At 61.1% G+C, this 22,446-nt stretch carries 24 protein-coding genes and 1 pseudogene; 19 read left to right on the forward strand and 6 right to left on the reverse strand.

Translation table 11 applies throughout. From position 1 onward, the window contains the following. The first annotated feature begins 17 nt into the window (after positions 1-17). The 3 genes from ACFRAU_RS03460 to ACFRAU_RS03470 all read left to right on the forward strand — a co-directional run bounded on the left by ACFRAU_RS03460 (position 18) and on the right by ACFRAU_RS03470 (position 3,708). Positions 18-1,034: an ABC transporter permease gene (locus ACFRAU_RS03460; RefSeq protein ID WP_377998807.1), complete on the forward strand. Its 1,017-nt coding sequence runs from the start codon at positions 18-20 to the stop codon at positions 1,032-1,034. 61 nt (positions 1,035-1,095) lie between these two features. Then, positions 1,096-2,115 carry a sugar ABC transporter substrate-binding protein gene (locus ACFRAU_RS03465; RefSeq protein WP_377998808.1) on the forward strand — a complete coding sequence of 340 codons (1,020 nt, stop codon included), beginning with the start codon at positions 1,096-1,098 and terminating at the stop codon, positions 2,113-2,115. A gap of 108 nt (positions 2,116-2,223) precedes the next feature. Beyond that, positions 2,224-3,708: a sugar ABC transporter ATP-binding protein gene (locus ACFRAU_RS03470; RefSeq protein WP_377998809.1), complete on the forward strand. Its 1,485-nt coding sequence runs from the start codon at positions 2,224-2,226 to the stop codon at positions 3,706-3,708. A 460-nt stretch (positions 3,709-4,168) separates the two neighbouring features. Here ACFRAU_RS03470 and ACFRAU_RS03475 read toward each other — a convergent pair whose 3' ends face one another. After that, a complete protein-coding gene (locus ACFRAU_RS03475) occupies positions 4,169-4,927 on the reverse strand; it encodes a FadR/GntR family transcriptional regulator (protein ID WP_377998810.1) in 759 nt (252 codons plus the stop codon). A gap of 390 nt (positions 4,928-5,317) precedes the next feature. On the opposite strand from ACFRAU_RS03475, the gene ACFRAU_RS03480 reads away from it, so the two are divergent. Further along, on the forward strand, positions 5,318-5,884 hold the full coding sequence (locus ACFRAU_RS03480; RefSeq protein WP_377998811.1) for a recombinase family protein: 567 nt from the start codon (positions 5,318-5,320) through the stop codon (positions 5,882-5,884). Positions 5,885-5,902: 18 nt separating this feature from the next. On the opposite strand, the gene ACFRAU_RS03485 is transcribed toward ACFRAU_RS03480, so the two are convergent. Continuing rightward, the gene (locus ACFRAU_RS03485; RefSeq protein WP_377998812.1) at positions 5,903-6,217 is read right to left on the reverse strand and encodes a PDDEXK nuclease domain-containing protein; all 315 of its coding nucleotides are present in this window, start codon (positions 6,215-6,217) and stop codon (positions 5,903-5,905) included. Then, positions 6,217-7,530 (reverse strand): SIR2 family protein, encoded by a 1,314-nt coding sequence (locus ACFRAU_RS03490; RefSeq protein WP_377998813.1) that lies wholly within the window; start codon positions 7,528-7,530, stop codon positions 6,217-6,219. Before ACFRAU_RS03490 ends, ACFRAU_RS03485 begins: the two co-directional genes overlap by 1 nt. A 217-nt stretch (positions 7,531-7,747) precedes the next feature. Between ACFRAU_RS03490 and ACFRAU_RS03495 the strand changes: the two genes are divergently transcribed. Together ACFRAU_RS03495 and ACFRAU_RS03500 are read left to right on the forward strand one after the other, a co-directional pair. After that, positions 7,748-8,764 (forward strand): hypothetical protein, encoded by a 1,017-nt coding sequence (locus ACFRAU_RS03495; protein WP_377998814.1) that lies wholly within the window; start codon positions 7,748-7,750, stop codon positions 8,762-8,764. 455 nt (positions 8,765-9,219) lie between these two features. Continuing rightward, a complete protein-coding gene (locus tag ACFRAU_RS03500; protein WP_377998815.1) occupies positions 9,220-10,023 on the forward strand; it encodes a site-specific integrase in 804 nt (267 codons plus the stop codon). A gap of 310 nt (positions 10,024-10,333) precedes the next feature. On the opposite strand, the gene ACFRAU_RS03505 is transcribed toward ACFRAU_RS03500, so the two are convergent. Continuing rightward, complete coding sequence (locus ACFRAU_RS03505; RefSeq protein WP_377998816.1) at positions 10,334-11,965, reverse strand: IS1634 family transposase; 1,632 nt, start codon at positions 11,963-11,965, stop codon at positions 10,334-10,336. A 283-nt stretch (positions 11,966-12,248) separates the two neighbouring features. Between ACFRAU_RS03505 and ACFRAU_RS03510 the strand changes: the two genes are divergently transcribed. From ACFRAU_RS03510 to ACFRAU_RS03525, 4 genes are all read left to right on the forward strand, one after another. Beyond that, a complete protein-coding gene (locus ACFRAU_RS03510; protein WP_377998817.1) occupies positions 12,249-12,542 on the forward strand; it encodes a hypothetical protein in 294 nt (97 codons plus the stop codon). Further along, positions 12,542-12,838, forward strand: a complete 297-nt coding sequence (locus ACFRAU_RS03515; protein WP_377998818.1) for a hypothetical protein — start codon at positions 12,542-12,544, stop codon at positions 12,836-12,838. Before ACFRAU_RS03510 ends, ACFRAU_RS03515 begins: the two co-directional genes overlap by 1 nt. Before the next feature lie 66 nt (positions 12,839-12,904). After that, entirely contained in the window at positions 12,905-13,903 is a 999-nt protein-coding gene (locus ACFRAU_RS03520) for a hypothetical protein (RefSeq protein ID WP_377998819.1), read from the forward strand. A gap of 34 nt (positions 13,904-13,937) precedes the next feature. Then, positions 13,938-14,456 (forward strand): hypothetical protein, encoded by a 519-nt coding sequence (locus ACFRAU_RS03525; protein WP_377998820.1) that lies wholly within the window; start codon positions 13,938-13,940, stop codon positions 14,454-14,456. A 245-nt stretch (positions 14,457-14,701) separates the two neighbouring features. Here the strand turns inward: ACFRAU_RS03525 and ACFRAU_RS03530 are convergent, their stop codons facing one another. Both ACFRAU_RS03530 and ACFRAU_RS03535 read right to left on the reverse strand, forming a co-directional pair. Continuing rightward, complete coding sequence (locus tag ACFRAU_RS03530) at positions 14,702-15,061, reverse strand: PDDEXK nuclease domain-containing protein (protein WP_377998836.1); 360 nt, start codon at positions 15,059-15,061, stop codon at positions 14,702-14,704. Further along, positions 15,047-15,496, reverse strand: a pseudogene (locus tag ACFRAU_RS03535) (DUF1016 N-terminal domain-containing protein); the annotation flags it as partial. The gene ACFRAU_RS03530 and the pseudogene ACFRAU_RS03535, both read right to left, overlap by 15 nt. 268 nt (positions 15,497-15,764) lie before the next feature. Here ACFRAU_RS03535 and ACFRAU_RS03540 point away from each other — a divergent pair. From ACFRAU_RS03540 to ACFRAU_RS03580, 9 genes are all read left to right on the forward strand, one after another. Then, positions 15,765-16,064 carry a hypothetical protein gene (locus ACFRAU_RS03540; RefSeq protein ID WP_377998821.1) on the forward strand — a complete coding sequence of 100 codons (300 nt, stop codon included), beginning with the start codon at positions 15,765-15,767 and terminating at the stop codon, positions 16,062-16,064. Then, positions 16,061-16,618, forward strand: coding sequence for an MFS transporter (locus ACFRAU_RS03545; RefSeq protein ID WP_377998822.1), 558 nt, complete (start codon positions 16,061-16,063; stop codon positions 16,616-16,618). Before ACFRAU_RS03540 ends, ACFRAU_RS03545 begins: the two co-directional genes overlap by 4 nt. Beyond that, positions 16,596-17,237: a GntR family transcriptional regulator gene (locus ACFRAU_RS03550; protein ID WP_377998823.1), complete on the forward strand. Its 642-nt coding sequence runs from the start codon at positions 16,596-16,598 to the stop codon at positions 17,235-17,237. Before ACFRAU_RS03545 ends, ACFRAU_RS03550 begins: the two co-directional genes overlap by 23 nt. Positions 17,238-17,365: 128 nt before the next feature. After that, on the forward strand, positions 17,366-18,238 hold the full coding sequence (locus ACFRAU_RS03555) for a fumarylacetoacetate hydrolase family protein (RefSeq protein ID WP_377998824.1): 873 nt from the start codon (positions 17,366-17,368) through the stop codon (positions 18,236-18,238). Then, positions 18,235-19,143, forward strand: a complete 909-nt coding sequence (locus ACFRAU_RS03560; protein ID WP_377998825.1) for an alpha/beta fold hydrolase — start codon at positions 18,235-18,237, stop codon at positions 19,141-19,143. The genes ACFRAU_RS03555 and ACFRAU_RS03560 overlap by 4 nt, the downstream gene beginning before the upstream one ends. Before the next feature lie 43 nt (positions 19,144-19,186). Then, on the forward strand, positions 19,187-20,464 hold the full coding sequence (locus tag ACFRAU_RS03565) for an amidohydrolase family protein (protein WP_377998826.1): 1,278 nt from the start codon (positions 19,187-19,189) through the stop codon (positions 20,462-20,464). A 177-nt stretch (positions 20,465-20,641) separates the two neighbouring features. Next, the gene (locus ACFRAU_RS03570) at positions 20,642-21,130 is read left to right on the forward strand and encodes a DUF1097 domain-containing protein (RefSeq protein ID WP_377998827.1); all 489 of its coding nucleotides are present in this window, start codon (positions 20,642-20,644) and stop codon (positions 21,128-21,130) included. A gap of 110 nt (positions 21,131-21,240) precedes the next feature. Then, positions 21,241-21,546: a hypothetical protein gene (locus tag ACFRAU_RS03575; RefSeq protein ID WP_377998828.1), complete on the forward strand. Its 306-nt coding sequence runs from the start codon at positions 21,241-21,243 to the stop codon at positions 21,544-21,546. A 15-nt stretch (positions 21,547-21,561) separates the two neighbouring features. After that, on the forward strand, positions 21,562-22,071 hold the full coding sequence (locus ACFRAU_RS03580) for a flavin reductase family protein (RefSeq protein WP_377998829.1): 510 nt from the start codon (positions 21,562-21,564) through the stop codon (positions 22,069-22,071). The last annotated feature ends 375 nt before the right edge of the window (positions 22,072-22,446 follow it).

Consider the following 22,446-nt stretch of genomic DNA (forward strand, 5'->3'; position numbering starts at 1 on the left):
TAACCAAGGGAGTACAAGTGAGCAGCGCGTTGGTTACACAAGCCGTGCAGCAGCACGCTCAAGTAGAAGCTCGGACGAATCCGGTAGTCTCAGCCAAGCACCGGGTCCGAACCCTCCTGGCCCGGCACAGCCTGTGGATCGCGCTGATCGTTCTGGTCGCGGTCCTCGCAGTCGTCAGCGAGCCCTTCCGAAATATCGCCAACCTTCAGAACATCCTCATGCAAAACGGCATCATCGGTATCGTTGCGATGGGAATGCTCGTGATGATGATCAGCGGAGGTTTCGACCTTTCAGTCGGTGCCGTCGGCAGCGCCGTGGCAGTTTTGACGGCCTTCGTCTCGACAACGCTTGGGCTCCCCGCTGCCCTGGCCGCCGGCCTGGCGTTGGGGGTGATCCTCGGCGCGGTCAATGGATTCTTCATCGCCAAGGTTGGTATCAATTCCTTCATCGCCACCTTCGCCCTCGCCAGCATTGTGACAGGGGTCATCCTCGTTGCCACTGGAGGAAAATCTGTCGTGGGCCGGTCCCCGGAGCTTCAGGTCTTCGCTTACGGCAGTGTGGCGGGTATCCCGTTGCTGTTCATGGCCTTCCTCATTTTCGCAACCGTGACCTGGCTTATCCTGACCCGCACCAAATGGGGACACTGGATCCACAGTGCCGGCGCTAACGCGCACGCAAGCTACCTCTCCGGCGTGCCAGTGTCTGCGGTTAAGTTCGCCGCCTTCGTCTTCGGAGGCTTCTCTGTTGGCCTCGGCGGAATCCTCCTCTTCGGCCAGTCGGCCATCGGTCAACCAACGGGCGCCGAGGCATGGCCACTGAGCGCCATCGCGATCTGCGTCATCGGCGGGACATCCCTCTCCGGCGGAGTCGGTCGGGTGGGCAATGTCATTGCCGCGGCACTCCTTCTTGGCGTAGTCAGCAACGGCCTCAACCAGCTCGGAATCTCCCCCTACTGGCAGCCGGCAGTCACAGGAACGATCATCCTCGTTGCCGTCGTAGCAGACAGGCTCGGAACCAAACGGCAACGCTCCTAGAACCGGCATAGCGCCAACCAACAATTCACAACACCGCGAACTATCAGAAAAGGTGAACACGATGGAGTGTCCAAAGAAACAGCTAAACCGACCGCGGGCCACGACCCAGCAGGTTTCCGCCGCAATCCTCGCGCTGGGTCTGCTGGCTGTTGCCGGATGCAGCAGTTCGGCCCCCGGTTCGGCCACAGGAACGGCGGCGACAGGCTCAGGATCCTGCAAGAACGTCGCCTACCTCATCAATAACATCTCCAACCCATGGATTTCGACCATGGCTGAGGGCGGCGAGGCACGCGGAAAGGAGATCGGGGCCACTGTAAAGGTCCAGGACGCCAATCTGGACACTGCCACCCAGATCTCCCAAATTCAGCAGGCCATCGCCAACAAGGTGGACGGGATCCTGCTCCAGTCCGTCGAAGCGGACGGCGTTGTACCGGCTGTCCAGCAGGCCAACGCTGCCGGCATTCCCGTCGTGGCTGTGAACTCGGGCGTGGGCGACGGAGCGAACGTGGTCAGCTACGTCGGCGTTGACCAGACCAACTACGGCAAGGGCCTGGCGGAGCTCGCAATGAAGGCCCTGCCCAACGGCGGGAAGGTTGCCATCATTCAGGGCGTCGTCGGTAACCCCGTAGAGGTACAGAGGACCCAGGGAGCAACCGACGCACTCAAGGCGTCCGGCAAGGTCGACGTCGTCGCCACCGTTTCCGATAGCTGGAGCAACGACAAGAACCTGGCCGCTGTCCAAGACCTTCTTAACCGCTATCCGAAGGGACAACTCGACGCCATTATCGCCGAGGGCCCCCAGATCTACGTCGGTGCAGACTATGCCAAGAGCATCGGACGAACTGACGTGAAGTTCATTGCCGGCGACTACCCGGTCCAAGTGCGCGATGCCATCACCGCCGGAACCGTCTACGGCACGGTCCTTCAGGACGGAGCCCAGCAAGGTGCCGCCGGCGTCGACGCCCTCTGCAACTGGGTCCAGGGACAGAAGGACAAGGTCAAGCAGCCCACTGACTTCGTCGAGATGCCTTTGGTCACCAAAGACAATGTCGGCGAGTACAAGACCAGCTGGAACTGGTAACCAGAAATCCAAAGTGGGGCGGACGGTCCGTCGTCCGCCCCACGAAGACGGGATACAAAAATGACCACGCGGCACACTTCCACCCACGGCACGTCACCACGTGTCCAAATGGTTGACATCTCCCAGAAATTCGGCGACACAACGGTCCTGCACGGAGTGAACCTGTCACTCGCCCCGGGCGAAATACACGCTCTGGTGGGGCAGAACGGTGCTGGCAAAAGTACCCTCACCAAAATTCTGGGCGGCATCTACCCCGAACATGAAGGCCGGATTCTCATCGACGGTGATGAACGGAAAATGGCCTCACCACGCGAGGCCCTCCGCAACGGAGTGGGCACGATCTACCAGGAGCTAAGCCTCATCCCCTCGCTCACCGTTGCCGAAAACATCCTCTTGGGCATGGAACCCGGGAAACTGTACAGCAGGGGGAAGACAACCGCAGCAGCAGCAGACGTGATCTCCCGGACGCCGATGCTCAGCGTCCTGCCGCTGGAGGCACTGGCCGGTGACCTCAGTACCGGCATGCAGCAACGGGTGGAGATCGCCAAAGCCCTCTCCAGGAATGTCCGCGTACTTGTGATGGACGAGCCGACAGCGAGGCTCTCCGGCCCGGAGCGAACCGACCTTCGTGACCTGATGATTGAACTGGCAAACGGCGGCATCACGATCATCTACATCTCGCACTTCCTGGAGGAAATCTTCGACGTATGTTCATCAGTAACCGTCCTGCGCAACGGAAAGGTTGTGGACAGCGGTCCGGTTGCAGAGTTCACCCTGTCGTCGATGACAAGGGCAATGCTCAACGCAGAACTTGCACACGAAGAACTGGACGAAGCGCGGACAGACCGAGCTGTCTCGACTGACACTGTCCTGGAACTTGAAGACGTCGCCGGCCCCCGCATCTCAGGCATCAACTTGAGAGTTCATGCCGGCGAGGTTGTCGGCATCGCCGGTCTGGTTGGCTCTGGCCGGACCAGACTCGCAAAAACTATGGCTGGTGCAGAACCGAATACCGCCGGACGAATTCTTCTCGGCGGCCGGCCCGCACGTATCAAGACACCGCGTGGTGCCCTCCAGAATGGAATAGTGCTCATTCCGGAGAGCCGAAAGACTGAGGGCATCGTAGGAATAGCAACGGCACGGTCCAACATGATCGGCATGGCACTGGATCGCGGCTATTCGAAACTTGGGATCATCAACCGGCGATCGCTCATGAGAGATTCCAACAAAATGTTCACCGATCTCGAAATCAGGCCCGAAAGTCCGAGCCTTGCCGGCCAGTGGTTCAGTGGAGGCAACCAACAAAAATTGCTCTTGGCCCGCGCGCTACTCGCCAAGCCGGCAGTGATCATTGCCGACCAGCCCACTGCCGGAGTGGACGTAGGGACCAAGGCCCAGATCCATCGGCTGCTCAAGGATTCAGCCGCGGCCGGAACGGCGCTCGTGGTCGTCTCCGACGACCTCGACGAACTTCTCGCCCTCTGTGATCGTGTGGTCGTGATGAGCCACGGCCGGATCATGTCAGAGCACAACCGTTCCCAACTGACGAGAAAGAAGCTCGTAGCGACAATCTCAAGCGACGATGCTGCCTAAGTCTTCCCTCATCAACCACAGAGTGTTGGCAGGCACCAGCACAAACACCGGTGTCAGTGAGGTGTCTGCAGTGACAGCCCACGGACACGTACGCAGAAGATACCTATATGACCACTGGCACGCCCTGCTCGGTGAAGAAGTGGAGATCCGATTGGAGGGTGTCCGTGTGCGCGTGGGCACGGTGGACGCTGTAAGTCCCGACTCGTCCATGCTTTGGCTCGCAGGCGATTCATGGCGCCTCGGCCGGAAGCTGTACCTAAAGGATGAGGGATATGAAGTGTGGATCGCCCCACGTGATCTCCAGCGTCGCGCTCCGGTTCTGTGATCTCAGCATGGCATTGAAGAAACCTGGCTCTGGACCGACCCACGCATGGGTGGTCAGACGACTTGCCTGCGCCTCGGTCGGTCCCTGAGCAGGCAAATCCGGCGGGAGACCTGGACCGATGACGCCAACGGCCCCTCAGATTTCCAGTCGCACGTTGTTGGTTGGCTCCGGAGAGCTCGTAGGCTCTTCGGCGTTGAAGTAAGCATCAACCCGCCCGATGTGTGCCTCCATGAGAACCGCCGCTGTGGCCGGATCCCGATCCTTGATAGCTTGGGCCATCTTTACATGCTGATCGTGCGAAACGACGCACCGGGCCGGGTCGGAGAAGAACTCCCGGCGCCTCTGTTCGGACATGATGTAGAAGGGCGTCAGCAGACGAACTAGAACGTCGTTGCCCGTTGATCTGAGAATCTCCAGATGAAACTCGTAGTCGTATTGCGGGGCCTTCGTGCCAAAATCGGGCGAATTCTCAAAGGACCGCAAGATTGACTCTAGGTTCTTGAGATTGCTGTCGGTCCGCCGGGCGCAAGCCAGCTGTATGGCCTGCACTTCGACAATCTTTCGTACTTCAACGGAATCTTCATGCACTTTCCTACCCAAGGGAAGGCCCACGCGGGAGAAGAGCACGAGAGTCTCCAGGCTCGTCGCCTCGCCATCCTTGCACAGGAAGACACCGGAACCACGTCGGCGTTCGACATAGCGCATCGATTCGAGAATTGTCATCGCTTCGCGAACCACAGCCCGCCCCACTTTGAACCGATCTGTAAGTTCCCGTTCGGACGGCACCCGGTCGCCCGGCACGTACCCTCTTTGATGAATCAGGGACACGATTTCAGCAAGGACCGTCGTGACCTGGTCCTCGTCGCCGGAACGAGCCGCGCTGGTGACATTCACGTTAACCTAGTTTCAAAATTGGATCTCTCGTGCGGATACACCGGATGCGCATCGTTGCAGCACGAATGTACTTATTCGGTAAATCACCAGACTTACCTTGCTGCTAACTTTACCTTGGTGGATGTACCGAAGCGGTAGGGCCTCTTGGAAGTTCGGCTTCCGTCTTCCGTGATCGTCCTGGCAAGGGCCGCTTCCGACCCCATTTGGCCAATGGATTTCGACACAGCGTTGTCAGGACCCCGGTATATCGTCCCCCGGCTTGCGCGACAGCACTGCGACCGGTGTCAGGCTGACGCACACCCCAACCTGACACCACGGCGCCTGCCTCTTGACGTTCGTCTAAGGAGGCCTTAGAACTCAATCCCACACGTAAGACGGTTGGAGGCGGCGGTGGCTGGTCAGCGAATTGGGTACGTGCGGGTGAGCACGCTGGATCAGAACGAGAAGCGTCAGCTCGACGGTTTGGTTCTGGACAGGGTTTTCACGGACAAGGCGTCCGGCAGGGACACGGCCAGGCCACAACTGGCAGAACTGCTGGGCTTCGCCCGTGACGGGGACACGGTCGTGGTGCACAGCATGGACCGGCTCGCCCGCAACCTCGATGACCTCCGCGCCCTAGTACAGCGCCTGACCCGCAAGGGGGTGCGTGTGGAGTTCGTTAAGGAGCACCTGCTCTTTACGGGCGAGGACTCCCCCATGGCCAACCTCATGCTCTCGGTCATGGGAGCCTTCGCTGAATTCGAACGCTCCCTGATAAGGGAACGCCAGCGGGAAGGCATCACTCTGGCCAAGCAGCGCGGCGCTTACAAGGGGCGGAAGAAGACGCTCTCTGCGGACCGGGCTGCGGAGCTGGTCCAGCGGGCAGCCAATGGAATTCCGAAAACTGTCCTGGCCGGCGAGTATGGCATCAGCCGGGAGACGGTGTACCAGTACCTGCGCCAGACCAAGCTCTCCTGAGGCTTCCCCTTAGCCCGTTTACTCGGTGTCCGATTCGGCCCACTCGAGGGCTGCGACAAGGTGCCCTTCGTTGGGAAGGACTTGTTGCTCTGCTGCGGGGAGCTTGTCGTAGGTGTAGGCCGCCACGGCCATGGGTGAGGTCGATCGGCCCAGGCTGTAGCGGACGCTGCGGTCGTTCTTCGTGCCGCAGATAAGAATCCCGACGGTTTCGTTGTGGTAGTCGCGGCGGAGCATGTCATCGACCAGGGCGACGTGGAAGTTGAGCTTGCCGACGTATTCGGGCTGGAACTTACCGGTTTTGAATTCGATGACCACGTAGCCCGTTAACCGCACTAAGGCACGCGGGAGCTTATCGTTCCCGTCTGCTGCTTAAGTTCTTGCAGGTTCATATCAGAAGCCAGAGCATCTAAACCAGAAGACTCCCAACTGCGAAGCGCGTCCTCTAGCCCCTCGCGCCGGACGAACATTCGCTGAGGCAGATTTTCCGAGACGTTCGTTTCGGAGTTCCAGCGTTTCGCGTCTTTACCGTAGTCCCGCCAGAGCTCTAGGCGTGGATTGTTGACTCTCCTTTGGGCCTCGATGAGGTTTGGATATCCGGGGTCTACCACGATGAGTACGCCATCATGCTTCGTCTTGAGCCAGCGGCGGATAAGTGCATTCACATGTTCGTCGCCGAAGCTATATCCCGCGACGATGAGATGCTGGGTCTTTGCCAACTCGGATCTCCATCTTTCAATTAGTTGAAGGAAGGGACCGTCGCTACGCAGTTTTTCTCTTTGACCGTACACAAGTGCCGGTGTGCCCTGAATATCCGAGTCCTCACCCTCGCCCTTTACACGAAGGCTGTCGGGATCTGTGCTGACCCAATCAACTGAACCATGAAGTTTCAGGAAGGGGATGCAATCCGGCGCTTCGCTCAGAGCACCAGTCTCTTCCCAAGCGTCAACAAATCGGTTCAATGAAATGTTGTTTCTTCGGGCACAAGTTTCCACTGTCAAGTCGTAGTTGAGCGTGCCTATTACGCCTGCACCGCCTCTGGCAGCACGAAGGAGCGGCAGAAGGTAATCGACGTCTGCTTCTGACTTGACTCTAACGTCCTCAACGACTCGCATCCTCAGCCAGTGGTAAAGGCTTCGAAACACATCCTGGCTCCCCCGATGAAGGACATCGGCTAGCAAGCTCTCAAAAGGACGTTCAAGTACTCCTGATCTAGTTCCAAATCTCGGTACTCGAAACCTCGTGGAGTCTGGTTCGATCAGTTGCAGAATGCCTCGCTCAACATCGCGGTAGCGATTGGACCTCGACGAGGTCTGCCGACGCGTATCAAAAGTCTCGACGGAGGGGTCCCACTCACGAACGAAGGGCGCCACCTCGAGCGAACGCCGGTCCTTAAGGAGTTCTACCGCACTCACAAGTCTTTCAATCCCCACCAGCTGGGAGACTGGAAGCCCGTTCCGTGAGTCATGCAACTGGATGGCGGCCACTACGAAATTTAGGGCGTTAGCTATGTGATAGTCATTGGACACGAGGCCGGGTTGTTGATCCAGCGCCTCCAGAGCACACCTGGTCAGTTCGCTTGCCAGCGGAATGCCGGCCCCACGAGACGCTCCGGCGCCGAGAAGCGCCACAAAATCATTAGTAGACACAGTCACAGCCTAGAGGTGAAACGCGATCCCCTACCATCGGCGTTCGCCCTGTGCACAAGCTCAGCGGAGCGCCGTTCGGTTGCGACGGACTAGTCTAAGGCGACGCTATGGCAGCGAATATAGCCGTCGATAGCTTGCTTGGGCGCGAGCCGAGCAGCCCTGATGCTCTGCTGGGGGATTATTGCGGAGGCAAGAAAGATTCCTGATTGAATCAATCATGACCAAACTCGAAGTCAGGATTCGATATGCCATAAACGACCTCTGGCTGGATCCAGGATTGTTGGGCTGGAGCCGCCGAGTTGAGAACGATGGTGAAAGCATGGAGATCAAGCTTCCTGCTTCGCCGGAAGAATTTACAGCCCGTCCTTGGGAATCGGGGCTTATACCAATTCCTTCCTTCGTCCATATGCACAACGTTTACGAGGAACCGGATTGGGACAGTCACACTGTTGCTGTTCGGCTGGTTCGTGTAACCGTCGTATTCGATGCCGATCTCCCGGTCGAACGTCCCGAAAATCCGTTCGAAGGTGACTATGGGACGGCGATGCAGATGGCCTATGAGCATGGCCGAAGCCAGGCGGAGGCCGCTATGCACAGTTTTCTCGAATGGGTTCGGGCGCTAAGTCGACAACCGTGGTTAGGGCTGACGGCTGACATTCCAGTGCAGTATGGCCGAGGCGGCATCTACTACGCCGATTCCGGTGCAGACATTGCTGGCATCGGACCCACCGTCAGCCAGACCTTCGTATCCTCTAGAAGGAGGATCGGCCCTTCGCAATTAGAAGCCGTGATGACTGGCGTCGAGAGCGGGCAATCGGTTCCTCCGTCCCAGGCGCTTCTGGCAGATGCCTGGCACCTGACCGATGGCACAGACCGGCCAGATCGACAGCGTGGCGTCATCCTTGCTGCCATCGCTTGTGAAATCAAAGCGCAGGAACATCTTCGCGACATGGCCACAGAAGAAACCGCAGCAATTCTTCACCTCCTCCTGCGCAAAGGATCAACGCTGCATTACTTCCTCAATGACGTCCTAAACGTCGTCCGCGGCATGACGCTTCGTCGGGCTGAACCAGATCTATGGCAACACGTCCAGGCGCTGTCGGCTAACAGGAACTCACTCGTTCACGAAGGCATCCCGAGCGCGGTCAACCCTCTGCGACTCAGTGCTCCCGAAATTGCTCAACGCGTTTTTGATTGGTTGGACCATCTAAGGGCAGAACAGGGACGACCCTGAAATGCGGATCGGTTTCCAGCTGCTAGTCCTGAGAGAGAAGAAAAGCTTCAGCGTCGTGAGGCTAAACGGCATCAGGATTCTCATCGCTTGCTCATCCTTAGTTGCCAGCGGGCCGGTCCTCGGGGGATGGCAGGGCCGGCCGTTTCTCCGGGGTCTCAGGGAGAAACTAACGGCGGCGGGCGTCCTTGCAGCAGCAGCGATGCGTCAGGCGTCCGCCAGACGAAGTAGCAATTCAGCGTCGTGATGTAGGACGTATTCGAGCCCTTCGTCGATCACTTGACGGTGAGATAACTTCCGAACACTGGCGCGGCAATCTCCACCATTACGTTGTTCTTGGTCGGAATGATGCCGCGTCTGGTTCGGGTCATCGTCTGGGTCAAGATGCTTCGGGGGCATGCCATATAGTAGTCAGCTCCTCTGGTGACGACGGGTCCGTCCGGGCGTAGCCTGTCGTCGTGGCCAAGATTGACGCCCGCGCCCGTTGGGATGGAAGCACTGCTTACTCGGTGCGATGGCGGGACCTAGGGACCCGCCATCAGCGTCGCGTGACCCTGCGGTCAGAGCAGGAAGCCCAGAGCTTAGTGCAATACCTCAACGATAACGGCCGGATGCACGAGCGGGCTCCCGGCGCTGCCGAGATTGGGAAGGCGGGTGTCCCCACTATCGCGCAGATGGTTCAGGAACATATTGACTTGCTGGTCCGGCCTTCCCCCGGGACCGTCAGAACGTATCAAGGGATCCTCGACCTGCACATCCGGAACACGATCGGCCACATCCCGGTTGACGCGCTCGGGTATCGCGAACTCATGCAGTGGGTCAAGGGTCTGCTCGTCCAAGGTATCGCGCCCAAGAGCATTCACAACATGCACGGACTGCTTTCGTCGGCGATGAGGACCGCTGAGCTGCTGCAGTACGTCTCGCGTAATCCATGCCACGGCATCGCCCTACCAACCGTTGAGCGGACCGATGACGACACAGTATTCCTCACTCATTCCGAGTTCAGCCTGCTTCTAAACGGCTTGGACGAGCACTACCGAACGTTTGTGAAATTCCTGGTGATGACGGGTGCCCTTTTCGGCGAAGCTACTGCCATCAGGGTCGCCGACATCGACCTGGTATCGCGACCACCGACGGCAAGAATCAATAAGGCATGGAAACGGGATGGCCAATCGCACTACTACGTCGGGCCGACCAAGACGGCTGCCGGAAGGCGTACCGTCGGGCTCAATCCCGCCTTAGCCTTGATCCACCGATGCTGATCGGGGCGCTGTCGGCGGTCTAAACCGAGAATGCCTGAGCGTCTCCAAGCGGGCGAGGAATTGACCAGCAGATGACCGTCGCCGGTCAGCAAGTCTGCGGAGCAATGATCAAGCGACCGTCAGTGCATCCCGGGTCGTTTTCTACCAGTCCAATGTGAATACGCCTCGCTGAGGGACCAGTTCATCTCCTTACGTCGCATGTGCACTTCTGTACCCAACCGGACGATCGCGGCACCCGGAACGGCCAACAAAACAATGTCACTTATCGCCATATCCCCCGGCTCCTTCAAACCTGACTTGGCTCATTTCCTTAGTGCGTGACTTTTGGTCCGATGATCGCGTCGCGGATGGCTTGCTGTTCGGTGGAAATGTCGGGCTCGAATCTCTGTTTGGTGCCGTTGATGGCGATGGTCGCTGAGCGCAGGGGCCGGAGCTGTTTGACGACGTTGGCGACCGCCAACCCCGTCCTGTTCTGGACGGTTCTCGAGACTGCCAGTGCGGTGAACACGATCGTCAGGTGTGCCTCGATGGCATCGCGGGTGCGGTGAAACATGGGCCTGGCGCGCAGGTCTGTCTTGCTCATCCGGAAGGACTGCTCGACGTGCCAGAGGTCGTGGTAGGAGCCGATGACTTCCAATGCGGCCATGGCCGTTGCGGGGATGTTCGTGACGTAGCCTTTGAGGCCGGCCAGTTGCCGGGCTCGTGTCAGTGAGGCCTCGTCGAGGCTGCGTTTGCCGCCGGCGGTCTTGACGAAGCGGGGGGTACGGGCAGCTTTCTGTCCCTCGATGACCTCGCGGGCCCGGTTCTCCTGAGCCGTGAGCGTGGTGGCGTCGCGGACCGCTCTCTTGCGGGAGTAGGCCCATACCGCCCGCCACGAACCGGAATGCGTAGCCGGGTCCCAGACGGGTTCGGCGCGCAGGTCGGGGTTGTTCTCTTTCGTGTGGCCGGTTCTGGGGGTGATGGTGTCGATCAGCTGCCCGTCGCTGAAGGCGTCTCCGTGCCAGCGGAAGTGCGAGGCGAGGTCGGTCGGGGCCTTCGTCATCCGGGAGCCGACGATGAACCGCAGGTTCGCCTCGTCCAGTTCCCGAAGGTTGCCCGCGGAGAGCATGCCGGCGTCGGCGACGACGACCATGTCGGCGAGGTGGTGGCGGGCTTGGAACTGCTTGATGATCGGGATCATGGTCGCGGTCTCGGCCTTGTTCCCTTCGAAGCAACCGATCTCCAGCGGGAACCCGCCGCGGTCCACGAGCAGGCCGACAACGATCTGCGGATCGACGCGGCGTTCTTTGGAGTAGCCGACCTTGCGCAGCTCATCTTCCTTCTCGGCCTCGAAGTAGAGCGTGGTGACGTCGTAGAGCACCAGGGAAATGTCCCCGCTGGTGCTGGCGTGCCGGAAGCACCAGGTCGCGACCCGGTCCCGGTACTTGCCCGAAGCCGCCCGGCCGAGAGTGCGCTTCATCGTCGCGTAACTGGCCGGGGATTGGCCCAGGTCCCGCAGGACCCTGCCGGCATCCAGCAGCGATGTCGGCTCGACAACCCGGGCGATCACCAGGTCCCGGAACACCTCATCATCGAGGCCATCGAACCCCAGCGCGGTGAACACGGCCGCCAACGCATCGAACAGGATCCGCGAGTCCGTTCCCACCACGCGTCCCGGACCGTCACGACCGGCTGGCGCCACCGCGCCCGCCGGCTCGAACAAGCCCGGTCCGGGAGGCGCAATCAGGCCTTTCACCGCAGGGGTGGGTTCGATACCGAGATCGAGGACGCCCTGGACGGGATTGTCCAGCAGCTCACGGGCGCGCTCCAGCAGTATGCCGAGTTCGGCCTCCGTATACGCCGAGCCAACGTGCTCCACGATCCGCTGACGGCCGCGCACATACTCGGCGATCTGCACTGCCGTCGCTCCCGAGGCCGTCCGCACCCTCCTGATGAACGCCACACCGGTGACACTAGAACAAAACCCGTTAGTGCGTGAAAAAGCACCATTCTGCCGACATCACCGCAGGTCAGCGCGTTGGCCGCCCACGAAGCCACGAGCCGTGAGCCAAGTCAGGGGAACGGCCAACAAAACAATGTCACTTATCGCCATATCCCCCGGCTCCTTCAAAGCATGGACTCGACAGGTGACGCGCGAGGGGATAGATTAATTACCCCAAGTGGGAATATGGGCGATGCCCCATCTGCGTTGTACGCTTATGGTAGCTACCACCTAGGAGCATTAAATGGAAAGCACAAAGTTCACGCCAGTGGGAGAAGTCAGCGCAGACGAACGCTCCCGGATCTCAGTGGGAAAGGCCGGTGTGCGGCGCGATGACCGCTACGCCATCGCCGTCAACGACGAAGGCGCCATCCTGTTGACGCCGCTGGTATCAATACCCAAGCGCGAGCTTTTGGTCTGGGAGGATGTCCAGATACGGGAAGCCCTCAGCCGCGGGCTGCTCGAATCCGCAGCAGGGCAGGCCAAGTCGCTCGGTGACTTCACACAGTTCCTCGACGGAGACGAGGACGACGACTGATGCCGTTCAGCCTCGTCTTCACCCCTGAGGCCGTCGGCGCCTTGGAAGCGCTCGGGGGCGACGGCCATCAGGAGAAGAAGCTGAAGAAGGTCCGACGAGCTTTGGGGCGCCTGCAGCAGGATCCAAAGCATCCCGGCTTGAGCTCACACAAATACACGTCCTTGTCAGGAGTGAACGGCGAGGCCGTGTGGGACTCATACGTAGAAAACAACACTCCCTCGGCGTGGCGGATCTTCTGGCATTACGGGCCTGATGACGGCGTTATCACTGTTCTGGCGATCACGCCACACCCCTAATGATTGAGGCCTCACTCGCGCAGTTTGGCATAGGCTAGGTTAGCTAATCTACGTAAGGGCGGGGGAATGGTTGACTCAGAATTACGCGAACGGCTGCTGCTAAACGCATTAGTGGCGTATGGCGACTCCTGCACCCGGCCGAGCCTAACGCCCAATTGTCCCTTCTACAGGGCGACCGAAGACGGTCCGACGTGCGGTGAGCAATGTCGGCAGATCGCCGAAGAATTGGGCTTCACGCAGCGACCAGTGGTCACCGAGAACATTGGTGGTCTAAGGATGACGGGGCGGGTGCTTCCCCGTGAAGTGGTTGCTGGAGTCGAAGATTTCGATGCCAGAAGGCATTTCCTTTCGGACAGACATCAGCATGCGGGCAAGCAAGCTGCAAGCACGCTTCTGCTGAGGCTGCGTACAGCCTGCACCAATGCGGTGCTCGGAGACCCAAGGGATCCGGACGAAGACGACGCCACGGCGATCTGGCAAGAGCTGTCCGGCCGGGGGTTCCCGGTTGACCGGGCAGCCGCTGGCGGCCTGAATTGGGTCCTCGCCTTAGCTGCGGCGTCTAGATCCGCGGCAGGAAGGCTCCGTGACTTGGGATTGCTCGCCGCTCCTCCGCCGCATTCAGTCCCTGTCCAGGACGAATGGGAAAAGTTCGCAACCCGGGTAGCATCCGACCGTGAGGTCATGGGCGAGCACGGCAACGTTGACATGTCACGGAGGCGAGCCGAGCGAATCCGAGGCACCCGGGTCAACCTGCCAAATTGGCTTCGGGACTTGGATGACAGCAGGGATGTCATTGAACGCCTCATGCAGGACCCCGTGTTGGCATACATCTTCGGCCCGACTTTTGTTCCGCGCCTCAGCCAGTGGTTCGGGCGGGTTCTGCAGGAAGGCAGCCTCAGCCGGCTGGATAACCAGGTACCAGACGAGCACGTGTTCTCGAGCCTTCCTGCCCAAGACTATGTGGATGAGGCAGGGCTATGGCTCTGGACGCGGCTTACCGAGACGGACCTCGATACTTGGAGCCTTTTCCAGTCTGCTGTCCGAGTGGGCGTGGGTCGCTCGTGAAGAAGACCACGGGATTCCGCGCCATGTGCTGTCCTTGCGTACGGTCCATCAGGACCGACTGACCTCAGCCTGCCTCGACGCACTGAATGAGTCCCGCTCGTTTACGCAGACGGCAGGGTTCGATGCCCACGAATTCGTCTCGGAGGCCCTCGGACATCTACGCCAGGGCGATGCTCGCAAGGCAGCAGATATATTCGCCGGACTCAGCCAGTTGAGGCCAGCCGACGCCATGGTGTGGAACAATCTCGGTTTCTGCCAGTTGGCGTTTGATCCGTCTGCCGCATTTGCATCCTTATCTAAGGCTGCCATGTTCAGCATCGGCGATGATCTGATTCGTTTGGCGAATCAAGTACTCGCCCTACACCTCTTGCAGCGGGATTCGGACGCCCTTGAGCTCGCCAAGGCGGCAGTCAGCATGCAATCCGAATCACCTGCCGCCACCATGTGGAGCCCCGACCATTCTGGGATGCCAGAGGAGCTGGTATTCATAACGGACTTCCCTGCGTACGTCCGGAGCCTCGAGGAACATATCGGTCAACATCTCTGTGCGTAGGGATCGGACTTGAGCCAGCGCAGGTCGCCCTGCCGTTATGCAGAGCGATGCCAACAGGCCGGACTACAGGCCTCCGCTCTGGAAAAGTGTCCGATAAGGGAGCTATGCGCCGGGCGTACGGCGCTCATATCCTCAGGCTGAGGAGCTGGGGCTACTCGGTGCCTGTTACCTTGGATCTCGCCAACAGAGGGGTGGTCTGGGATCCCCTAAGCTTGCTTCCAGTCCCTCCGAGAGCGGGGCGCAACCTAGGCTGCCCAGCCCAGCTTGTGCTTTGCAAGCTGCAATGTCTTAGTGCAGTTAAACCGGAGCTGCTCGATGTGGAAGAAGAGCAGGTCGACGTAGTAGTCATCGCCATCGACGTCGAAATGAACCTGACGGCCGACAAAGGAAAAGCCCGGTCCCAGCTCCTGCAGGGTTTCGGTGATCCGACTTGTCAGTGCGTTCTCCAGGTCGCGTTCTGCGACTTCGCCGGAGAGGCCGAGGAATTCGAAGTTGTAAGGGTCCTTCGCCATCTGCTGGGCAAGCTCAGAATCGGCGGCCGCCAGGTGCCGGGTGAAGTTGGATGGCGCTGTACCGGTGCGTTCCATGGACCGGTTCATCATCATGTTCAGCAACACGTTCCGGGACCAGCCATACTGGACGGCCGCGGCCGCATACCAGTCCCGCTCTTCCGAGTTGGCTGCCTTGTCCAGGATCATCCGGATGTGGCCCCACGGCAAATGTGCCACAGCCTATGGCACATTTTCGTCCTCACCCCATGCCCGCACCATCGCGGTCATGTACTGCAGACTTCGGTAAGACAGGCCCTTCATATCCGGAAAGGCGGTCGCCAGATCAGCTGCCAACCGCCGGATGACGCCACTCCCCCAGCCTTGGCTTTCCTGCCGGACGATGATGTCCCTGCCAAGCGACCAATAGAGCTGGATGACCAGCGTGTTGACGGTCCTCTGGGCGTGGATCCTGGCACTCGAGATCCGGGTCTTCAGCTCCTCCAGTAGGTCTGCGTAGTCTGCTGGCAGATCGATTTCTGAAGTCACCATGCCTCAACCCTACAGAGAGGCAAATGTGCCACAGGCTGTGGCACATTTGCCGGAGGCCACAGCCAACGCCAATCAGGCTGACGGAATCACCATTATCGGCGTTACGAAACTCCCGCGGGAGAGGGGTGTAAGGGCCTTTCTTTACTGTCGTTTTCCCACCCTAACGAGGCGGAATCAAGTTGCCCTGCGCGCCAACCAGAATCCCTGAACCCGGGATGCACTTCGTTCCGATTGACGGCGAGTTGGAACTGCTTCCCGGGCTGCGATTTTGCTTGTCGCGGCAGGCCTTGTGCTTTTGGTGCTGGGTCTTAGCGGAGCCGAGAACGGATCCCCCGCTGCCTTGCCCCTGGCCGCCATCGCCGCCGCAGTGCTGCTCTTGGCCGTGTTCGCCGTGCGGCAGCTCCGCCGCGCAGATCCCTTGCTCAATGTCCGGCTGCTCGCCAAGCGGGAGATCTGGAGCAGTAACCTCGCCTTCCTCCTGACCCTGTCCTATGGTGCGCTGCTGTTCCTGCTCCCGTTGATTCTGCAGGGCCAAGGGGGATGTCCCCGCTGGACAGCGGACTCATGACATCTCTGCACGCCGTCGGCATCCTGCTGGCCACGCCGGTCACCACCCGATTTACCCCGCGCACGGGCCCTCGCAAGCCGCTGGTTGCAGGGCTGAGCCTCATGACGGCGGGAGTGGGGGCACTGGCGCTGACGGGCCACGCCACGCCGGGCTGGCTGACGGGGGCGGCGACCCTGGTCACAGGCGCCGGTTTCGGCACAACCATCGTCCCGCTGCAGACGGCTACGGTCTCCGGATTGCACGGTCCAGAGCTGGCCGACGGTTCGACGATCGTGAACATGGCCCGGCAGATCGGCATGGCCGGGTCGGCGTTACCACCGCTGCTGCTGCTGCCCTCACTGCCTGGGGCGGCGCCAATGCCCCCGGTTCCGGATATGCCGGCGCCATTTTCCTCACGCGTTCCTGGCAGCCCTGGCCATTGTCCCCAGTCTCGCCTTCAGGGACTCGAAGCCCGCAGCGCGAGATCGAGAACATGCCCCGAAACAGCCAGATGGTGCGGGCGCCACGAGAGCATCATGAAAGACTGGGGAGATGGCGGTATCAGCAACATTTGAGAACGAGAGCCTCTCGGAAAGGGTCAAGCGCACCATCGTGGACCGGGTCGTTGACGGCACCTACCCTCCCGGCATGCGCCTCGTGGAGCTCCAGCTCGCCAAAGAATTCGGCGTCAGCCAGGCACCGGTCCGCGAAGCCCTGCGTGAGCTGTCCTCCACCCGGCTGGTCGAAAACATCCCCCGCCGCGGAACCTTCGTGCGCTCCGCCACCCAGGATGACCTCGCCGAGGTCTACTTTGTCCGCCTCGCGCTGGAGGGAACCGCCGCGGCGGCTGCGTATCCGGCGCTGCATGCTGACCCCACGCCGCTGCGCGATGCGTTAGCGGGCATGCGTGAGGCCGCGGCGACGAACGATGCCCATGGCATCGCCAAATACAGTACGCAATTCCACCGCGCTGTTGTGGTTGCGACCGGGAACCGGCTCATGCTCGAGATCTGGGATTCCCTGTACGTCGAGGCACGCACCATGGCCACCGTCGTGCGCGGCCACGTCAACCTGCATGAAGCAGCCGAAGCCCACGTCCCGATCCTGGAAGCCTTCGAGAGCGGCACACCGGGTCTGTGCACCAAGCTCGTCATCGAACACCAGCACGAGTACTCCATCCTTCCCCAAGACTAAAGCCTTCCTTCTCCCGGGAAGGACCGGGCCCCTCCAAAGGAAATTATCGATAATCACTTGTGATGCCAGTCACGGTCACGTAGAGTCGTTTCATCAATTATCGATAATCGATTCGAAGGAGAAACACCTTGAAACTCGTTACCTTCCGCCACCAGGGCACCCAGCAGACCGGCGTTCTGAACAATGACGCCTCGACGGTGACCGCCGTGCCGGGCGGGCAGGACCTGCTCTCGCTCATCGACAACTGGGACGGGGCCGCTGCCCAGCTCGGGGCCTTGACCGGGGAAGCAATTGCCGTCGCCGACGTTGAGCTGCTCGCCCCGGTTCCGCTCCCCCGCCGGAACATCTTCTGCGTGGGCCGCAACTACGTCGAACACGCCAAGGAGTTCGCCAACTCCGGCTACGACGCCACGGCCAGCGCGACCGCGCAGCCGGAATACCCCGTAGTGTTCACCAAAGCCCCCTCCACGGTCATCGGCACCGACGCGGACGTCGATCCGCACACCGGGGTCACTTCCGAACTCGACTACGAAGCCGAACTCGGTGTCATTATCGGCACGGGCGGCCGGGGCATCAGCAAGGCCGAGGCACTGGACCACGTCTGGGGCTACACGATCATCAACGACGTTACCGCCAGGGACCTGCAGAAAGACCACAAGCAGTGGTTCCTGGGCAAGAGCCTGGACACCCACTGCCCGATGGGTCCGTGGGCGGTCACGCGCGATGAGGTCGGTGACGGTCCGCTGGACCTGCTCTGCACCGTCAACGGGGAAACCCGGCAGAAGGCAACGACCGCGGACCTGATCTTCGATATCCCCACGATCATCGAAACGATCAGCGCCGGCATCACGCTCCAGCCCGGGGACATCGTCGCGACCGGCACCCCGGTCGGTGTCGGCATCGGCTTCACCCCGCCGCGGTTCCTGGCCAGCGGAGACGTCGTCGAGATCAGCATCAGCAAGCTCGGCACCCTGCGGAACCGGATCGGAGAAGGCCGATGAGCACCGCGACCATCCCTGCAGGACTGACAGCCGTCGGAACGAAACACCTTTTCGTCGAAACCACGGGCACCGGCGAGGATGTTGTCCTGGTCCACGGACTGGGCGGCACCACCAGCTTCTACGAACCCCTCGTCGCTTCACTTGCCGAACGGTTCCGGGTCACCCGCTACGACTTCGCCGGACACGGCCGCTCGCCCCGGGACGGGGAAGTGAGCCTGGAATCCCTGGCCGCTGAACTGGCCGTGGTGATCGAATCCCAGACCACGACAGGCCGCGCCCACCTTGTTGCCCACTCGATGGGAACCCTCATCGTCCAGCAGTTGGCCTCAACCCGTCCTGACCTGGTCCGGGAAGTCGTCCTGCTGGGCCCGGTCCGGGAACAGGCCCAGGCGGCCAAGGAAGCCACCCGGGCACGGGCGGCCCTCGTCTGCGAGAAAGGAATGGCCGCGGTGGCCGACACCGTCGCGACCGCCGCCACGGCCGATCATGCAGCGATCGGGAACCCGCTGGTGCGCCCCTTCGTCCGTGAACTGCTCCTGGGCCAGGACCCGGAAGCCTACGCTCAGGCCTGCGAAGCCCTGGCCTCAGCAACCAACCCGGACCTGGCCAGGATCCAGTCCAAGGTGCTGCTGCTGACCGGCAGCGAAGACAAAGTCAGCACCCCGGAATCGAACGAGGCCATCGCAGCGGAGCTGAGCCAGGCCGAACTCCTGGTCGCCCCGGGTACCGGCCACTGGACCGTACCGGAAGCGCCGGACTTCGTCACCGCCGCCGTCCTGGACTTCCTCACACGCTCCACGCTCAAGCCGGACACGAAGAAGACGTGCGCCTGCAGCAGCGCCAGCCCCGGCTGCCAGTCACGCCGCCAGCAGACCATCACCATGCAGATCCGCAAAGCCCCCTGACAACACCTCCACCGTTCCAACCCAAGATAAGGACAACGAAGTCATGTCGAAAACCCTCTTCACCAACGTCAACATCCTGGACAGCACCGGCGCCCAGCCCTTCCTCGGCGAAGTGCTCGTCGTCGATGAGCGCATCACCGACGTCCGTGCCGGCACCGGCAACCTGCCCCGGGAGGGCTCCCGGGTCATCGACGGCCGCGGCCAGACCCTGATGTCAGGCCTGTGCGACGCACACACCCACTTCACCTGGAACGACGGCGACCTCAACAGCCTGGAAACGATGAACGTCGAGGAACACCTGCTGCACACCGTCGAGTCAGCCAAGTACTACATCGACTACGGCTACACCATGTGCTTCGGCGCGGCCAGCGCCAAGAAGCGCCTGGACGTCGTCGTACGCAACGCCATCAACGCCGGCCGGGTCCCCGGCCCCCGCTACCTGGCCAACGGCCAGGAAATCGCCACCACCGCAGGGGACCTCGTACCCGGCATCACCCAGATCGCCGACGGCGTCGAGGAAATGCGCAAAGTGGTCCGGGAAACCATCGGACTGGGCGTGGACCAGATCAAACTCAGCATCTCCGGCGAGGAAATCACCGGCTCCAAGGCAGCCACCGACACCTACATCACCGAAGAAGAACTCCAGGTCGCCGTCGATGAAGCACACCGCCGGCACGTGCGCGTTTGCACCCACGCCCGCAGCCGCGACTCCGTCCTCATCTCCCTGAAAACCGGCGTCGACATGATCTACCACGCCTCCTACATCGATGAGGAAGGCATGGACCTCCTCGAGGCCGCCAAGGACCGTGTCTTCGTCGCCCCTGCCATCAACTGGCTGGTCGCAACCCTCAACGACGCCGAAGCCTTCGGCTACTCCCACGAAGCGGCCGAACAGGCCGGCTACGCCCGCGAACTCGACATCGCCGTCAAGGCCATGCAGGAGATGCGCCGCCGCGGCATCCGCGTGCTGCCCGGCGGAGACTACGGCTTCGCCTGGACACCACGCGGCACCTACGCCCGCGACCTGGACCACTTCGTGAAGCTCTTCGGCTACACCGAAATGGAAGCCATCATCGCCGCCACCGCCCTCGGCGGGGAACTGTTCCAAAAGCCCAACGAACTCGGCAAGGTCCTGCCCGGCTTCTACGCCGACATGATCCTCGTCGACGGCAACCCGCTCGAAGACATCACCATCCTGCAGGACATCACCAAAATCACCGCAGTGATGAAAAACGGCGAATTCCACCGCGAACCGGCCGAACACACCCCGGCCACCCCCGAAAGCGCCGACCCCGCCGACCTCGCCCTGACCCACCTCTAACAAACGGCCCATGCAGTATGGCCCCGGTTGCCGGCCGGGGCCATACCGCCTGATTCACCAGCACCCGAACGAGCTGACACTGCTCCGCGTTCTGTGCACGCCAGCGAAGCGTGCACACTCCCTTAGCTTTCCTTTTCAAAAAGACAACGACGCCATTTTGACCCTAAGGAACCACCAATGAAGCCCCTCGTCATCATCGGAATCACCGCCGGCATCCTCGCCGGCCTCTGGACCCAATTCAGCACACCCCTGGGCCTCATCACCTGGGTCGGATTCCTCTCCTGGGCATGCTTCTTCGCCGCCGGCGGCAAACGCGCCGGACTCCTCAAAACGATCCCCGCCAACCTCTCCGGAGTCCTGTGGGGCGCCATCATCCTCTGGGCAGCGCCGAACCTCCCCGTCCCCGGGGCGCTCGGCATCTCCGTCGCCATCGCAGCCTTCGCCATGTGCGTCCAAGCCCGCTGGAGCGTCCTGGGCTTCATCCCCGGAGCGTTTGCCGGATGCGCCGCCTACTTCGGCACCAGCTTCGACGCGGCCGGCACCTCCCTTGCCCTAATCGCCGGAGCCTGCCTTGGCTGGCTATCCGAATACACAGCAGGGCTCTTCGCCACCGGTAAAAAAGACCCGACACCTGCCCCTGCCGCCGACACACAAGCCGTCGCCTAAACCCACAGCAAGGCCCCGACCGGCCAACCCCTCTCAGGTGCCACCGACCCGCTCCCCGGTTTCGGTGGTACCTGAACCCAAACCCTGCCACCACCACCTAAGGAACCGTGATGAACGCACTAACAGCCCATGCAGCCGCCGGATCCTTCCCGATCGAACACAGAACCTTCACCCCCCAGCCGGCACAGTCCTACCGGGTCGATGACTGGTTCCATCTCCCCACAACAGCAACAGTGGAAATCCGCCACAACGGCGCATACGTCAGAACCGCACGCATCGAAGATGCCACCCCGGACTCCCGAATGCTGTGGCTCGCACCGGAAGGCGTCGACTCACGCATCCTCATAGACAAACTCGACGGATACGAAGTGTGGGTCGAAGCCGACCAGCTCTACTACATCCAGCAACACCGGTAACCGAAGGGGCCAGCCATGACTATCGTTACCGAACGGCCCGGAACCCTCGACCCCACCCACGTGCGGGACGTCATGTCCATGGTGCCCACCAGCGTCACCGTCGTCGCCGGACAGCCTGAACTCACCGGTGAACGCGCCGCCATAATCGTCGGATCTTTCGTCTTCATCTCCCTGGACCCGTGCCTGGTCGGCTTCTTCGTCGGCCACGAGTCCTCCAGCTGGCCACAGCTAAACAAAGCCACCGTGCTCGGCATCAGCACACTGGCCTCCGGTCAGGCCGGCTTCTGCCGCAAGCTCGGTAAAAAAGAAGCCGACCGCTTCGACGACAGTTTCTGGACCCAAGGAGCATACGGTGCCCCACTGGTCGCAGGCGCCGTCGCAGCCATGGAATGCCAAATCGAGAACGTTACGCCCATCGGGGACCACGCCTTCATCCTGGCCCGAGTCCTGGGCCTCACCACCGGCATCCTTACAGACCCCCTGGTCTTCCAAAACCACGAATTCTCCAGTCTCCTCCCCCGCTGACACCTTTTGCGTCCCCACAGCACCCCTGACCCCCGACACGCCCACACTGCGGAATTTCTGCGAGAACTGAACCAAGGCTGTAGCAGAGGAAATTTGCTGTGCGCTGCCGGTCCTTCAGTCCGGACAGAACATTGCCATCACCGATCTGCCGGGAGTCCTTGCGGCTGAGCGAATTCACAGGTCGAAGTACACCCCAACCTGACGTCAGGCGTCGGCGCAAAACGACGTCAGAATAGGGTCCGATTCCCCTTTCGCTGACACCAACTCAAGAAGCTCTTAAATCCCAACCTGACACTTTAGTGTCAGGACAGAACGGGCCCGCTTCCGAAAGGAAGCGGGCCCCTTCTTTGCAGAAATAAGCGAGCCGACGCCGTC

It is taken from the genome of Arthrobacter sp. NPDC056691 (assembly GCF_042791415.1).
GTDB lineage: Bacteria > Actinomycetota > Actinomycetes > Actinomycetales > Micrococcaceae > Arthrobacter.

Coding starts and splice junctions, on each gene's coding strand:
- ACFRAU_RS03515 (WP_377998818.1), top strand. CDS start 12,542: ATGCCGTTCAGCCTCGTCTTCACCCCTGAGGCCGTCGGCGCCTTGGAA.
- ACFRAU_RS03530 (WP_377998836.1), bottom strand. CDS start 15,061: ATGATGATGAACCGGTCCATGGAACGCACCGGTACAGCGCCATCCAAC.
- ACFRAU_RS03545 (WP_377998822.1), top strand. CDS start 16,061: ATGACATCTCTGCACGCCGTCGGCATCCTGCTGGCCACGCCGGTCACC.
- ACFRAU_RS03495 (WP_377998814.1), top strand. CDS start 7,748: ATGACCAAACTCGAAGTCAGGATTCGATATGCCATAAACGACCTCTGG.
- ACFRAU_RS03550 (WP_377998823.1), top strand. CDS start 16,596: ATGGCGGTATCAGCAACATTTGAGAACGAGAGCCTCTCGGAAAGGGTC.
- ACFRAU_RS03565 (WP_377998826.1), top strand. CDS start 19,187: ATGTCGAAAACCCTCTTCACCAACGTCAACATCCTGGACAGCACCGGC.
- ACFRAU_RS03560 (WP_377998825.1), top strand. CDS start 18,235: ATGAGCACCGCGACCATCCCTGCAGGACTGACAGCCGTCGGAACGAAA.
- ACFRAU_RS03570 (WP_377998827.1), top strand. CDS start 20,642: ATGAAGCCCCTCGTCATCATCGGAATCACCGCCGGCATCCTCGCCGGC.
- ACFRAU_RS03580 (WP_377998829.1), top strand. CDS start 21,562: ATGACTATCGTTACCGAACGGCCCGGAACCCTCGACCCCACCCACGTG.
- ACFRAU_RS03470 (WP_377998809.1), top strand. CDS start 2,224: ATGGTTGACATCTCCCAGAAATTCGGCGACACAACGGTCCTGCACGGA.
- ACFRAU_RS03520 (WP_377998819.1), top strand. CDS start 12,905: ATGGTTGACTCAGAATTACGCGAACGGCTGCTGCTAAACGCATTAGTG.
- ACFRAU_RS03465 (WP_377998808.1), top strand. CDS start 1,096: ATGGAGTGTCCAAAGAAACAGCTAAACCGACCGCGGGCCACGACCCAG.
- ACFRAU_RS03510 (WP_377998817.1), top strand. CDS start 12,249: ATGGAAAGCACAAAGTTCACGCCAGTGGGAGAAGTCAGCGCAGACGAA.
- ACFRAU_RS03575 (WP_377998828.1), top strand. CDS start 21,241: ATGAACGCACTAACAGCCCATGCAGCCGCCGGATCCTTCCCGATCGAA.